This is a genomic window from Halogranum gelatinilyticum (assembly GCF_900103715.1).
In the GTDB taxonomy this organism is placed as follows: Archaea; Halobacteriota; Halobacteria; order Halobacteriales; family Haloferacaceae; genus Halogranum; species Halogranum gelatinilyticum.
Genome location: NZ_FNHL01000001.1, coordinates 463,985 through 477,323 on the forward strand (window position 1 = coordinate 463,985; position 13,339 = coordinate 477,323).

15 protein-coding genes and 2 tRNA genes are annotated in these 13,339 nt (G+C 64.5%); 10 read left to right on the forward strand and 7 right to left on the reverse strand.

Annotated features, from left to right (window positions below):
* The first annotated feature begins 20 nt into the window (after window positions 1–20).
* The 4 genes from BLR57_RS02365 (at window position 21) to BLR57_RS02380 (ending at window position 3,192) form a co-directional block, all read left to right on the forward strand.
* Window positions 21–94, forward strand: a tRNA-Val gene (locus BLR57_RS02365).
* Window positions 95–459: 365 nt separating this feature from the next.
* The gene (locus tag BLR57_RS02370) at window positions 460–2,274 is read left to right on the forward strand and encodes a formate/nitrite transporter family protein (RefSeq protein ID WP_089693766.1); all 1,815 of its coding nucleotides are present in this window, start codon (window positions 460–462) and stop codon (window positions 2,272–2,274) included.
* A 209-nt stretch (window positions 2,275–2,483) separates the two neighbouring features.
* Window positions 2,484–3,059 carry a hypothetical protein gene (locus BLR57_RS02375; RefSeq protein WP_089693768.1) on the forward strand — a complete coding sequence of 192 codons (576 nt, stop codon included), beginning with the start codon at window positions 2,484–2,486 and terminating at the stop codon, window positions 3,057–3,059.
* Window positions 3,060–3,118: 59 nt separating this feature from the next.
* Window positions 3,119–3,192: transfer RNA gene (locus BLR57_RS02380), tRNA-Phe, on the forward strand.
* A gap of 263 nt (window positions 3,193–3,455) precedes the next feature.
* Here BLR57_RS02380 and BLR57_RS02385 read toward each other — a convergent pair.
* Entirely contained in the window at window positions 3,456–3,932 is a 477-nt protein-coding gene (locus BLR57_RS02385; RefSeq protein ID WP_170830538.1) for a plastocyanin/azurin family copper-binding protein, read from the reverse strand.
* Between the two features lie 768 nt (window positions 3,933–4,700).
* Here BLR57_RS02385 and BLR57_RS02390 point away from each other — a divergent pair.
* The gene (locus BLR57_RS02390) at window positions 4,701–5,042 is read left to right on the forward strand and encodes a hypothetical protein (RefSeq protein WP_089693772.1); all 342 of its coding nucleotides are present in this window, start codon (window positions 4,701–4,703) and stop codon (window positions 5,040–5,042) included.
* 252 nt (window positions 5,043–5,294) lie between these two features.
* On the opposite strand, the gene BLR57_RS02395 is transcribed toward BLR57_RS02390, so the two are convergent.
* Both BLR57_RS02395 and BLR57_RS19200 read right to left on the reverse strand, forming a co-directional pair.
* The gene (locus tag BLR57_RS02395) at window positions 5,295–6,119 is read right to left on the reverse strand and encodes a DUF7537 family lipoprotein (protein WP_089693774.1); all 825 of its coding nucleotides are present in this window, start codon (window positions 6,117–6,119) and stop codon (window positions 5,295–5,297) included.
* Between the two features lie 77 nt (window positions 6,120–6,196).
* Window positions 6,197–6,565, reverse strand: coding sequence for a Trp biosynthesis-associated membrane protein (locus BLR57_RS19200; protein ID WP_089693776.1), 369 nt, complete (start codon window positions 6,563–6,565; stop codon window positions 6,197–6,199).
* Between the two features lie 198 nt (window positions 6,566–6,763).
* Between BLR57_RS19200 and BLR57_RS02405 the strand changes: the two genes are divergently transcribed.
* The gene (locus BLR57_RS02405; protein WP_089693779.1) at window positions 6,764–7,189 is read left to right on the forward strand and encodes a DoxX family protein; all 426 of its coding nucleotides are present in this window, start codon (window positions 6,764–6,766) and stop codon (window positions 7,187–7,189) included.
* Window positions 7,190–7,219: 30 nt separating this feature from the next.
* Here BLR57_RS02405 and BLR57_RS02410 read toward each other — a convergent pair whose 3' ends face one another.
* Window positions 7,220–7,975 (reverse strand): potassium channel family protein, encoded by a 756-nt coding sequence (locus BLR57_RS02410; RefSeq protein ID WP_089693781.1) that lies wholly within the window; start codon window positions 7,973–7,975, stop codon window positions 7,220–7,222.
* A 318-nt stretch (window positions 7,976–8,293) separates the two neighbouring features.
* Window positions 8,294–8,749: a pyridoxamine 5'-phosphate oxidase family protein gene (locus BLR57_RS02415; protein ID WP_089693783.1), complete on the reverse strand. Its 456-nt coding sequence runs from the start codon at window positions 8,747–8,749 to the stop codon at window positions 8,294–8,296.
* Window positions 8,750–8,870: 121 nt separating this feature from the next.
* On the opposite strand from BLR57_RS02415, the gene nucS reads away from it, so the two are divergent.
* Window positions 8,871–9,707, forward strand: coding sequence for an endonuclease NucS (nucS, locus tag BLR57_RS02420; protein ID WP_089693784.1), 837 nt, complete (start codon window positions 8,871–8,873; stop codon window positions 9,705–9,707).
* Here the strand turns inward: nucS and BLR57_RS02425 are convergent.
* Window positions 9,704–10,366 carry a type 1 glutamine amidotransferase gene (locus BLR57_RS02425; RefSeq protein ID WP_089693785.1) on the reverse strand — a complete coding sequence of 221 codons (663 nt, stop codon included), beginning with the start codon at window positions 10,364–10,366 and terminating at the stop codon, window positions 9,704–9,706. The two genes, nucS and BLR57_RS02425, sit on opposite strands and share 4 nt — an antisense overlap.
* Window positions 10,367–10,568: 202 nt before the next feature.
* Here BLR57_RS02425 and BLR57_RS02430 point away from each other — a divergent pair, with 202 nt between their 5' ends.
* From BLR57_RS02430 to BLR57_RS02440, 3 genes are read left to right on the forward strand one after another with little or no spacing between them, the layout of a single operon-like run.
* Window positions 10,569–11,099, forward strand: a complete 531-nt coding sequence (locus BLR57_RS02430; RefSeq protein WP_089693787.1) for a 50S ribosomal protein L16 — start codon at window positions 10,569–10,571, stop codon at window positions 11,097–11,099.
* A 43-nt stretch (window positions 11,100–11,142) separates the two neighbouring features.
* Window positions 11,143–12,033: an ATP-grasp domain-containing protein gene (locus tag BLR57_RS02435; RefSeq protein ID WP_089693789.1), complete on the forward strand. Its 891-nt coding sequence runs from the start codon at window positions 11,143–11,145 to the stop codon at window positions 12,031–12,033.
* Window positions 12,033–12,842, forward strand: a complete 810-nt coding sequence (locus BLR57_RS02440; protein ID WP_139173267.1) for a nucleotidyltransferase domain-containing protein — start codon at window positions 12,033–12,035, stop codon at window positions 12,840–12,842. The genes BLR57_RS02435 and BLR57_RS02440 overlap by 1 nt, the downstream gene beginning before the upstream one ends.
* Before the next feature lie 47 nt (window positions 12,843–12,889).
* On the opposite strand, the gene BLR57_RS02445 is transcribed toward BLR57_RS02440, so the two are convergent.
* Window positions 12,890–13,261 (reverse strand): Hsp20/alpha crystallin family protein, encoded by a 372-nt coding sequence (locus tag BLR57_RS02445; RefSeq protein WP_089693793.1) that lies wholly within the window; start codon window positions 13,259–13,261, stop codon window positions 12,890–12,892.
* Window positions 13,262–13,339: the final 78 nt, after the last annotated feature.

The following is a 13,339-nucleotide window of genomic DNA, read 5'->3' on the forward strand; positions in this document are numbered from 1 at the left end:
GGCCGGATTTGTCGTGGTACGGGCTCGTGGTCTAGCTGGTTATGACGCGGCCTTTACAAGGCTGAGATCGGTGGTTCGACTCCGCCCGAGCCCACTTCTGCCGACACAATACGACGAGCGCAGCGAGGAGTCTGTGTCGGCTGGGTGGGCGACGCGGGGCGAACCCTGCAAGACGAACGTAGTGAGTCTTGCTCCGGTTCGACTCCGCCCGAGCCCATGATTCTGTGGCGAACAGCGTGAGTCCAGAATCATCTACGTGAGTGGTAGAGTCGAAGCAGGGAACGAAACGAGCGACGCGAGTGGAGTGACCGCGGTTCGACTCCGCCCGAGCCCATCAGATTTTGTGACGAACCGAACGGTGAGTCACAAATCTGTGCCGAGAGAGCGGTCCAATCCCACAAGACGAACCACCGACCGGAGAGAAAACACCTTAGTCCGGTCGCTGTGGCAAGGTAAACGATGACAGACTCCGACCGAGAGGGAGCACACCAGGACGCCGACGCCCACGGGAGCGACGTCCCCGCCACAGGCGAGGTCGTTCCGGATATGTTCTCCTCGGACCAGGTGTTCCAGCGTATCGTCATGGACGCGGACCACGAAATCACCTCCAGCGTCCGCGAGCTCTTCTTCGCGGCCGTCGCCGGGGGCTTTGCGATCACCATCACGTATCTGTTGTACGCGTCGATGACCGCCAAGACCGGCGGATCTATCGCCGCCGTCTTGCTGTATCCCCTCGGTTTCATCTACATCATCATCGGCGGCTACCAGCTCTACACCGAGAACACGCTCCCGCCGGTGGCGTTGACACTGGAGCGTCTCGCCAGCGTCCCGAGACTGCTCCGACATTGGCTGGTCGTGCTCGCGGGCAACTTCACCGGCGGGGCAATCGGTGCCGTCGTGCTCGCCTACGGCGAAGTGTTCAGCCCCGAAGCCGCGGCGGTCGCCGCCGACCTGGCACAGAAGGGCATCGCGACGTCGCCGACGGCACTCTTCTTCAAAGGTGCCTTCGCCGGGCTGATCGTCGCCGGTGTCGTCTGGATGAACTTCGCGGCCCGCGACACCGTCTCGCGGGTGCTCATCGTCTATCTCGCGTTCCTGGCGATCCCGCTCGGAAATCTCTTTCACGTCGTCGTCTCCTTCACCGAGTCGGTTTATCTGATGCTCGTCGGCGGTCCCGGTCTCTTCGTCTCGATGACTGAGTTCGTCATCCCCGTCTTGCTCGGTAACACCATCGGCGGCGTCCTGTTGGTCACCGTCGTCAACTACTACCAGACCAGCGAACGCCGTCTCGACGTCGAGCACTTCGAGAACGTCCGTCGGCTCTCGACCAGAGAGTGGCTGCTCGGGAACCTCGCGGGCCGGTCGTACGTCCCCGTCGTCGACACGCTCGGCGATTTCGTCCGTGACCCCGACTCCTTCCGTATCCTGGTCCCGGTCGCGAACCCCCGGACAGAGGGCCCCATCGTGGAGTTCGCCTGCGCGCTTGCGAGCGTCCACGAGAAGAGTACCGTCCACGCCGTCCACATCGTCCAGACGCCCTCTCGGGTCTCACCCAAGGCAGACGGTCACCACCGTCGCATCCTCCGGGAGTCCGCCGACCTCATGGACGACGTCGAACGGCGCGTCGAGGGCTACGACGTCAACTTCGAGACCTCGACCATCGTCTCCTCGCGCTCGTTCGAGGAGGTCTTCGACCGCGCGCGTCGGACGCGTCCCGACCTCGTCGTCATCGGCTGGGGCGACGACCGCCTGTGGAACGCCGCCCGCGCGGAACGGCCGCTCGACGAGCTGACCAACCGGCTGCCCTCGGACTTCCTCGTGGTCAAAGACCGCGGACTGGACACCTCGCGCGTGCTCCTGCCGACGGCCGGTGGACCGGACTCCGGTCTCAGTGCCGACGTCGCTCGGGCGCTTCAGTCGTCCGTCGGAGCCGAGGTGTCGCTGCTCCACGTCGTCGGCCGCGGCGAGCGCGAGGCGGGCGAGGCGTTCCTCGCCGACTGGGCGGCCGAACAGGGTCTCGACGACGCGACGCAGTTCGTCGACGACTCCGGCGACGTCGAAGCGGCGATCAAGCGCGCGGCCGACGACCACTCGCTGGTGCTCATCGGCGCGACCGAGCGCGGACTCCTCTCGCGACTCGTCACGGACTCGCTCCATCTCGACGTCGTCAACGAGGTCGACGCCTCGGTCTTGCTGGCCGAACGCCCCTCCAGTCGGCCGCTGACCGAGCGGCTGTTCGGCCGCGGCCGCCGCGAGAAACGGAAACGGCCGTGACCGGCGCGACTCCCCCAGCTGTGCGGTCTGCGGCTGCCGTAACCGCGCAGGATGGCGTTGTGCCTCTCCGCCGATGTGCGGGGCCGTAGCGGCCATCGAGGCCATCAGGGCCATCCGGACTCTCGTGGCCATCAGACATTTACTCCGACAGACCCGAATCCGGGTATGGATAGTTGGGAGAGGCATCTTCGGGCAACGGAAGGAGACAGATGACGAGCAAGACAGCCGTCTTCGGTGTCGTCTTGCTCGTCGTCACCGGCGGGCTCGCGGGCGCGTTCGCCCTCGGCGTCAACCCGATCGACATCATCTCTAGTCCGACTTCCAACGGCAGTGTCGGCGGCGATACCGGCGGCACCAGTGACACCGGCGACACGGCTTCGGACGGCAGCTCCACGGGTGACACGGGGTCCAGCAGCGAGACGGACAACAGTACAGCCGACAGCGGGAGCGACACGCCGAGCTTCTCCTTCGTCGTCCAGAACATCGAAGAGTGCGGGACGACCTGCCGTGACGTGACCGTGGCGGCGACGAACCAGATGGACGACACGGCGACGAACGTCGAGGTCGAGACGGTCATCTCCGCCGACGGCGACCAGCTCTGGACGGGAACGGAGTCCTTCACGGAAGTCGACGCTGGCGAGAGCAAGACCCGGACGAAGCGTGTCAAACTGGGGTATCTCGAAGCCGCGAAGGTACAGAACAACGACGGCTACATCACCGTCACGACCACCATCACGTGGGACGGCGGCGAACAGACGTTCAGCGAACGCCGAAAAGTCGCATAAGGCGCGGCGGTTCAATTCCGAAATCCTTTTCCAACAGTCCGGCATCGGTTTGGGTGTAAGCCGCCTTAGCTCAGACTGGGAGAGCACTCGACTGAAGATCGAGCTGTCCCCGGTTCAAATCCGGGAGGCGGCATCATTCTACGGCCGACTACGTGAACGAGCGGAGCGAGTGAGCCGCCGGCCGGGACGATACGACGAGAGCGGATTTGAATCAGACGAGTCGCAGTGCCGAGCGAAGCGAGGCGACCGTCTCGGCGATGTTCACAATTCGGGAGGCGGCATCCCTTTTTGCCCTGAACCTCGCTCGAGGGAAGACACCGCATTACAGCGATTTGGCCCCCCTTCGGCCGATTAGCTTTCATCCCTAATTCACTCGCGTTAGTTCCGAATCAACGCTTAGTCGTCGGTCACCAACACTGCTCCGCGCATCCCAAGGAGGTTGTAATCGAACCCACTCTCATCGCGGAACGGGTAGCCGTGCGGGGAGCAGTAGTAGAGGTTCGTTCCCACCTCTTCGAAGGTAAATTCGTACGATTTGTCATCGCCTGCCAGGAACATCTCGCTGGCGAACTTGTGGGTACCTCCATCTTTTTCGAGGGATGCGACATCGTGCGGCCATGGCGCGTCCACGGGGAATCCAAACGGATTGGATGGCCACGGTTCACCAGTCCAGACCCATTTCACCTTCGTCCCAGGTGAGACCTTGACTACACGAGGGGAGAACGCAAAGGGCCCCACCTGACCCGGAGGTGCTCCCGGAAGATCGATCGAGGTGATCGTGCCGACTTCCACCTCGACTGTTCCCTTCCCCGTCTGGTCAGAGATACCGCCACTCCAGATTGGGGGTTTCTTGAATTGGGCTTTGTCGTTCAAGAACGCCCCGATGCCGTTGCCATTCCCGAACCCTCGGCCTCGGCCTCGGCCCGCGCTTGCAGCACCACTGAAGAGGACGGCTCCTGCGACACCTGTTCCGAGGGTTTTCAATACGTTTCGCCGATTTACTCGTGGTACTTTTTCCATGGTCTTGTACTGGTTCGTCAGCCATCGAGGTCTGCCACAAACGCCCTCTCCAGGAGGTATGGCCATCACAAACCTAATGATTAATTGCTATAGAAGTATATAAACACAATCTGCGATTTGGCAGAATGAGCCATCTTCAGTCAACGCACCATTCTCGAACGGCCTGAGACGGTAGTGATAGCCCTGTAGCGTTGTTTCTGCATCCTCGTCACGCCGTTGTGCGAGGAACATCTCTTTCGCGTCTGCGGGAGCGATGGGTTCGAGAGAGCGCGGCTCTCTCGTGATACCAAAAATCGGAGGTTTTCGAGCACGACCGAACTGTGTGCAGTGTCTCGATTCTCGAACCGCCAGAACGACGGAAATCGTCTGCTAAGCAGAGTCTGTTGGGGTCTGCAACCGCGCGATAGATTGCCACGGGACGACTCCAAATCGTGGCGCAGACGGTCGAAACAGCCGCCTGTGAACAGTTGAACTGTGCTGAACGGACCGATGTCTCCGTTCTTATCTCAGTCGATCCGTCGTTACCGTTTGAACTGTCCTGTCGGTACATTTCACAGGTAGATTACCACGGTTGTAACTAACCACAATCATGGCGCAAGTAGCAGGTGGAGCAACTCAACAATGAATCTGCGCCGACTGTTCACGTTCGCTGTCGTGGCAACCCTCCTGTTCGCCAGTCTCGGTGGCGTCGGAGTCGTCGCCGCCCACGAGAACGACAACCCGGACCACCCGGCCTGTGAGGGCGACAAGTACAAAATCAGTTCCGAAGGCTCGAACAAGGCCGGTGACAAGACCAGTTCGAAGTGGTGGGTCAAACCGCCATGCACCGACGAGCCGAGACATCTGCACAACCACATCCCGGACCTCAAGATCAGTATTCCAGAGAGTGCAGACAAGGGGTACAACTGTGTCGGCCGCATCAACGCGCCGCACTTCGTGGACAACGACCCTGAGTGCAGATAATCCCGACAGCGACTCATCTGCCAGTACCCCGGCCCCCGTCCCGGTACGGAACCAGCGGTGAACCACCCTCTGAATATCCGGTTTTTAGGTGAATTACGACGCAAGACGACGCGAGACGACACAACGACACGAGACGACGCGAGACGACACAACGACACGAGACGATACGACACGAGTACGCACCGTCGTGCTGGTGGCCGAACGCCAGTCGATTCGATTTCGAGAAAATCCAGGGACTGAGTAGTCGACTGCTTACGCCGTCGCTTCGTCCAGCCAGTCGGGGTCGTCGACGGTCGTCGAGCCGACGGCCGTCAGCGAGTATTCCCACGACCCCTGCACTTCGGTGCCGTCGTCCATCCGTCCGGCGAACGACCACGATTCGTAGCGCGAGAGTCCGTCCTCGTCGACGAGGACGGCGTACTCGAAGTTCGTCACGTCCAGTTCGCCGGGCGAGTTCGGGGCAGCGGCCGACCCGGCCAGGATCAACGCCTCGTTCGCGGCCGACAATTCGTACCGGTCGACGGAGGTGCCGTCGAAGGTTTCGCTTCCGACGAAGGTCAGATCGTCGTCGGCTCCGTACGCACGGGCCTGTGAGAACGCGATGGCCGTGGCGAGCACCCCGACCGACCCCTCGTACGAGGTGTACGACGCCGACTCGTCGGTGCCCGACCGGATGTACGTGACGCCGTCGGCGACGAACTGCTCGACGGTGCCGCCGTCCGGTTGGCCGTCGGTCGTCGACGTGATGCGGCTGTAGGACCGCTCGGCATCCAAGTCGGCGTAGAAGGTCTGCGTGACCTGCGTCTCGACGCCGTCCGCGTCGACGCCGGTGTAGGACCACGTGACGGTGAAACTGCCTGCCTCCCGGAGCAACGCCTCGGGGTCGTTCAACTCGAACTCGTCGTCGGTGCTCGCGGCACTCCCTCCGCCACCCGCAGCCGAGCCACCGCTCGCACCGTCTCCGTCGGCTGTGGTGCCCTCGCTCTCGGCTTCCGGGGCGACGTCTCCGCCACCGGCACAGCCAGCGAGGAGGACGAGACTCACCACGAACAGGGTCAGGAAACGGTTGGAATACACGACAGTCGTACGACGAGGAGAGGCTTAAGTGAGCGCGTCGAACCGGCTCCGGTCCGGACGGCCGGAGTCGCCGACGACTACAGGCAGTGCTCGTGGACGGTGCGGTTCTCGGCGTTCGGACGCCGGGACTGCCCGACGACGATGGGTTCACTACAGGCCGCACAGCTCGTCTCTCCGGCGGTCGCCGCGCGGGCGTCAGCCGTCGGCTGGCTCGTCTCTGTCGTCTCCGACTCATCCGGCTCACCTGCTTCGGTCGGCTCAGTCGTTTCACTCGCCTCTGTTGAGGTGGCCACTGCACCGTAGCCGACGCCGACCGCACCGACGGCGGCGACCGTGCCGACGAGTCGCCGCCCCGTCCGGAACGAGGCGAGGGCGACGAGCGCGAGTGTGGCAGCGGCGACGAGGCGGGCGAGTCGGTCGGGCTTGTCGACAGTATCAGACTCCATGAGGGAAGATAGTTCTCTACAGGCTTGTAGTTCCCTACCCATTCGGCTCGTCGCGTCCGTCGCGTCCGTCGCGCCCGTCGCGTCCGTCGCGCCCGTCGCATTCATCGCGCCTGTCGCGCTCGTCACACCTGTCGTGTTTTTCCCACCCCGCCTCGCCAGCACCAACGCTCTTGACGTCACGGTCCGACTGCATACGGGATGACCGATACCGACGGCACACTCGCCACCCTCAAAGGCCCGCTGTGTTATCTGATGGGACTCGTCTACGTCGTCGCTGGCGTGGCGCACTTCCTTGCGCCGACGCTGTTCGAACGGATCGTCCCCCCGCAACTCCCGCGGCCACGCGAACTCGTCTATCTCTCCGGAATTGCCGAGATCGTCCTCGGTGTCGGCGTGTGGTTCCGGCGGACACGTCGGCCGTCCGCATGGGGACTGATCGCCCTGCTTCTGGCCGTCTTTCCGGCGAACGTCTACATGGCGGTCGGTGAACCCGGAGCGGGCAGGCTCCCGAAAGCGGTCGACGACATCCCCGACGTGGCACTGTGGGCGCGGCTCCCGCTGCAGGCGGTCTTGATCCTCTGGGCGTGGTGGTACACGCAGCCAGCGGGTGACGAAATAGAGTGACTGTGCTGGGAGTCGCAAGCGGCGTCGCCGCTACAGCCCCTCGCAGACCTGTTCAGCACTGACGACTTCGGGAACGATGACCTCGTCGGCACCGACACGCTTGGCGACCGCTTCGTCCATCTGGTCGCCCGCGCGGACGACGACGTGGAGCGTCGGTGCGAGTTGGCTCGCGGTGACGGCGATTTTCACGTTCGCGTTCGTGTCGTCGATGGCTCCGACGACCGTGGCCGCGCGGTCGATACCCGCTTCCGTGAGCGTCTCTTCGCGTCGCGCGTCGCCCTGGACCGCGAGCAGTCCGTCCTCGGTCGCCCGCTGGTACTGGGTGTCGCCGTGTTCGATGACGACCACCGGTGTCTCGGTCCGTCGGAGCCGTGCCGCGATCGTCTTGCCGAACGTCCCGTAGCCACAGACGACCACGTGGTCCTCCTGTTCGTCGATCTGTCGTTTCGTCTGCATTCGAGTGACTTCTTCCATGAGTTTTCCGCCGAACATCGCCGAGAACACCGTCTCGCCGGTCCAGAGTCCCGCGACGACGAGGCCGGACAATACCACGATGGCGTAGGCCTTGACGAGCCGTGCTGGCCCGGCGTGCTCCTGAAAGTGGAGTTCGATACTCGTCGGATCGAGGAGCCAAAACAACGCGTCGACGACGCCGACGCCGCCGAGCAGGCTGAACCCGGCGACGCCAGCGACGACGACGCTGCCGAACGCGAGCAACGGCCGCAAGAGCCGCCGTAGCAACGATCCGCGTTCGGCCGCGCCGACCAGTCCACTCGACTGGCTCATCGTCGCACCCCGCGAGTCTGTGCCGAACGGAAGCGTGCCGACCGAAACCGTGCCGAGCAGGAGCGTACCGACCGAAACCGTGCCGAACGGAGCAGTCCTCGGACAGCACGGGACAGGCGTTCGGCGATGTATCTGTTGTTGTTCATCTGTCTGTAGAATCTTGGAAAGACTATCCGTCTGGTTTGTTTAGTCTGGCATATGGTAACACACTACCACCGAATATATGCTTTCTTACCTCCTGTTCAATCGTGACACAGCGGCGGCTGTCGGCCGTCGACTGGCCGAGCCAGCCGGTCGGTTGGGCGGTTCGGCTGTGTGCTACGGCGCGTCGTGGCTCCGTTGGCCCGTCATCTCGTCGACGACGAGCCGCCAGCCGAGGATGTCCTGCATCGGCTGGGTCTCCGAGAAGAGACTCGGGAACCACGCGTTCTCCTCGATGGCGTCGCGGAGCGCGGGCCAGTCGTCGTCGCCGACGGGTTCCAGACGGCCGGTGACGACGACGCTCTGCCAGTCGTGTTTGTCGCCGACGTCGTAGACGAGGAAGCTGGCCGTGTCGGTCTCGCGGACGAACTCCTCTTTCTTACTGCGTGCGCCCGGCCGGAGGAGGACGAAGTAGAGCTGCGTGCCGTCGTAGCCGAACGAGATGGGGATGCCGTAGGCCTCCCCGTCGCGGGCGAGCGAGAGCACGCCGAACCCCTGACTCCGAAGGAACGCGTCGACCTCGTCGGTATCCATCTCGATGCCCTGAATCCCCGCGAAGCTGTCTGCTTCCATAGCTGATAGTACGCGGGGAGAGAAGATAAATTGCGCAACGCTACCACACCACTTGCGACCCCATCCCGTCGACGGGGCGCGCGGTTTTTACGACTCCGCACCCAACCGCCAGACAGCACCGATGCATACGACGACCCTCCACCGGCCGACACACCGCGAGACGCTCTGGGAGCTGGAGGCGGCCATCGAGCGCGGCGACCTCATCACGGTGTTCGGCCGGTGTACCGTCGACTACGACGGGCGGGCGACGAGCACCCTCGGCCCGGGCAACCGCCTCGTCATCCTCAAGCCCGACGGGTCGACGCTGGTCCACACCGACGAGAAGCGGACGCCCGTCAACTGGCAGCCGCCGGGCTGTGAGCACCACGCGAGCGTCCGCGACGGCCGCCTCCGCGTGCGCGGGACACGAACCACGCCCGACGAGACGCTGGACATCCACTTCGAGCAGGTCCACCAGTTCTCCGCGCTGGACGTGACCGGCGGCCGCGACCTCGACCTCTACGGCAGCGAAGAGGATCTCCGCGAGCACATCCTCGACGACCCCTCGCTCGTCGAGTCGGGCTTCACGCCGCTGGAGACCGAACGCGAGAGCACGGCCGGGCCGATGGACATCTACGGCGAGGACGCCGAGGGGGTCCCGATGGTCGTCGAGTTGAAACGTCGCCGGGTCGGCCCGTCGGCGGCGAGTCAGCTCCAACGGTACGTCGAGGCATTGCACCGGGAGTTCGGGGACAGTGTGGCAGTCCGCGGGGTGTTGGTCGCGCCGTCGGTCACGGACCGCGCGGCCGACCTCCTGAAGGAGAACGGCCTGGAGTTCGTCGCGCTCGACCCCGCGACGGGTGAGCCGCCCGAGGCGACCGAAGCGAGCGAGGAAGTCGAGCCGCCCGAGGCATCCGAGGACGCCGACGGTGACGAGCCAAAAGAAGCCGATAGCGAGACCGACGGCTCGGACGGCTAATTCTTCTCGGCCAACCGTGCGAAGTTCGCGAACGTCCGCTCGACGGAGACGCCGGAGAAGTCCTCGGCCCCCTGCCAGCCGAAGTCGCGAGCGATGTTTGGCAGGAGACGGTCGGTGAACTCGGGATGGTACTGGACGGTCCAGAGCGGCGCGTCCTCGTGGCGACTCGCGAGGTTGGGGTAGTAGTCGGCCTCAGCGATGGACTCCATCCCGTCGCCGAGGGCCGTGACGTGGTCGCCGTGGACCATCGGTATCCGCGACCCGACGCCCGCAAACAGCGGGTCGTCGGCCAGGTCGACGTCGACGAGTTCCGCCGTCAGCCCGCGGTGTTCGACCGAGCCGCCGAGCGCGTCGTTGACGAGTTGGTGGCCGAAACAGACACCGAGCGTGGGGATCTCGTGGGCGACGAGGTCGCGGACCAGTGTTCGAAGCTCGTCCATCCACGGATAGTCCGCGGACTCGTAGACGCCTGCGGTCGATCCGCTGAGAATCACGCCGTCGACATCGCTGTCTCCCCCACCGTCGCCGACGACCCCCTCGATGTCCGGCACGTCACCGTGGGCCACGTCGTGGACGCGGTGCTGGGGCAGGTAGCGGACGATTTCGGGGACGAAGTACCGCTTGTCGCGGTCGACCTCGTTTTCCAGCACGAGCAGCATCGGTCGGCTTTGGTGGTCGGGAGTGATAAACGCGGCTGCGACGGTGCGGAGCGGGTCACCGGAGTGACACGCTCGTCGCTGCCGCCGAGCCGACGGGGCGAATCGGCGCGAAACACGGGTGAGAGGGCGTCACAGGGCACGACGGCGGGGACTGTATCGAAGGCTTTATTCACGGAGTCGGCGTTTTCCCGAACAAGTAACCATGTCAGACAAACCTGCCTCCATGTACCGGCAGTTCGACAACCGTCCGTACACGCGACGGGAGTACATCACGGGCATTCCCGGCTCGAAGATCGCCCAGCACAACATGGGTAACCTGCAGACGGGTCCCGAGGACTACCCGGTGCAGATCAGCCTGCGCGTCGAGGAAGAAGCGCAGATCCGCCACGGCTCGCTCGAATCGGCACGTCTGTCGGCCAACCGCCTGCTCCTGAAGCACGTCGGCCAGCCGAACTACAAGATGGTGCTCCGCAAGTTCCCCCACCACGTCCTGCGTGAGAACAAGCAGGCAACCGGTGCGGGTGCGGACCGTGTCTCCGACGGGATGCGTCAGGCCTTCGGGAAGCCGGTCGGCACGGCCGCCCGTGTCAACCGCAACGACGCCGTCTTCACGGCCTACTGTAACGTCGAGGACGCCGAAGTCGTCAAGGACGCCTTCCGCCGCGCCTACAACAAGATGACGCCGCCGTGTCGCATCGTCGTCGAGAAGGGCGAAGAGCTGCTCGTCCGGTAGACGAACCCCTCGCGTTTTTCACTCTCCACTCCTCTCGTAGCGTATGCTACGCCTCGCGGTTACCACCCGCGCGGAGACGTTCGAGCGGATGGCCGACCCGCTCGCCGACCGTGACATCGACGTCGTCCACGTCCAGGCCAAAGAGCGAACGCTGTCGCTGACGGGCGACCCCGACCTCCCTGACGTCGACGTCGGCTTCGTCTACCCCTCCCGACTGATGGAAGGTGGCGTCGTCGACACGCTGCTCGACGTCCCGTGGGTGAACGACCGCGAGGCGATTCTCACTTCCCGCAACAAGGCGGGCGTTCTCGCCGCTCTGTCGCAGGCCGGGATTCCTGTCCCCGAGACGACGCTGGTCTCGAACCCCGTCGACGAGTCGGAACTGGTCGACGCCGTCGGGCAGTTAACCGAGCCTGGCGGTCTCGGTGCCGACACCCCTGTCGTCGTCAAACCCAACTCGACGACTCGGGGAACGGGCATCGCGAAGGCGACGGACCTCGACTCGCTTCTCGGCACTGTCGACTACCTCAACCTCGTCCACGACTACCGGGCGACGGGCGACCGCGCGTATCTCTTACAGGAGTATCTCCCCGACGCTCGCGACTACCGGGCGATGGTCGTCGACGGCGAGTTCGTCGGCGCGGTCGAACGCCGGTTGCCCGAGAACGCCGTCGCCGAAGGCCGGTGGAAGCACAACGTCCACCGCGGCGCGGAGGCCGTCGGCGTCGACCTGCCCGACGAGCACCGACGACTCGCCGAGCGCGCGGCGGAAGTCCTCGACATCCCGTATCTCGGTGTCGACCTCCTGGAGACCGAAGAGAGGCTGGTGGTCAACGAGACGAACGCCCGGCCGACCATCGACGCGGCGACGAAGTACGAACCCGGCTTCTACGACAAACTGGCCGCGATGGTTCGGCGGCGGACGGGCGAGTGATGAGCGAGCTCGGTGGCTGGTCCCGCGACGAGTTGGCTCGGCTGGCGAGCGTCGTCGTCGGTGACGAGGGCGAGCCGGGCTTCTACGCCGTCGCTGGCAGCCATATCTATGGCTTCGCGGCCGACGACAGCGACGTCGACCTCCGTGGCTTTCACGTCGCCGACGCGGCTCGCTACCTGCTGCTCGACCAACCCGCCGAACAGCTGTCGGCCGACCCCGAGCGAGCGGCGACGTCGACGGCCGCCGCCGACGTCGACGTCGTGAGCTACGAACTCCGGACGTTCGCGACGCATCTCGCGCGGGCGAACTTCACCACGCTCGAACTCGTCTTCGACGGTCTCGTCGTCGCCGACGAACAGCCCGCTGACCTCGACGCGCTCCGGTCGCTCGTCGAGGAACGGCTGCCGCTGGACGTGCCGAGTCAATACGTCGGGATGGCTCGCCACCAGTACGAGCGGTCGGTGGCGGCGTCGACCGTGAGCGAGAGACCGTCGGCGAAAGAGTATCTGTACGGCGTTCGGGGGCTGCTCGCCGCCCACTACGTCGCCGAAGAACGAACCATCGAGTCGGACGTGCGCGTGCTCTCGGACGCAGTGCTCGGCGACACTGGCGTGGTCGACACACTGGTGGCGGCGAAACGAGGCGAAAGAGAACTCGACGGCGACGTCGCAAGCGACGCGGAACGGCTGATGGGCGAGCTGTTGGAGACGGCACCCGTTGACGAAGACGACAGCCGTGTCGACAAAGCGGACTACCGTGCCGCGCTGGACGAGTGGATGCTCGGCGTGCGTGGAGTCGAGTGGGGCTGAGTTTGAGCAGTCGCTCGCGGGTGTGAGAACGGATGGAGAACGAGGGATTACTCGACGTCGATGGCGGCCGAGTCCTCGATGCGGTCGAGTGTCACCTGCAGGACGCCGTTGTTGAACGACGCCTTCGCGGAGTGTTCGTCGACGCGGGCCGGGAGCCGGATGCGTTCGTCGTACTCGCGGCGGTCGGAGGCCGCGCTGATGGTCAGCACTTCGCCGTCGCACTTCAGTTCGATTGCGTCCTTGTCGACGCCGGGGAGGTCCGCAACGAGTCGGATGACGTCACCCTCGTCGAAGACGTCGACGTGGGTTTCGGTGGCGAATCCGGTCTGGTCGCGCGTGCCACCGGTCATGCCGCTCATCATCCGTTCGATCTCGTCGAAGATGTTGTCGAACGGGTCGTCACGGTCGTCTCTATCCATGCTCCACGGTATGCTACTCGTCCTCAAAAGCCTTCTGAAGCATGAGAAATGTGTACTCTTGTCACGGAGCTTTCAGAC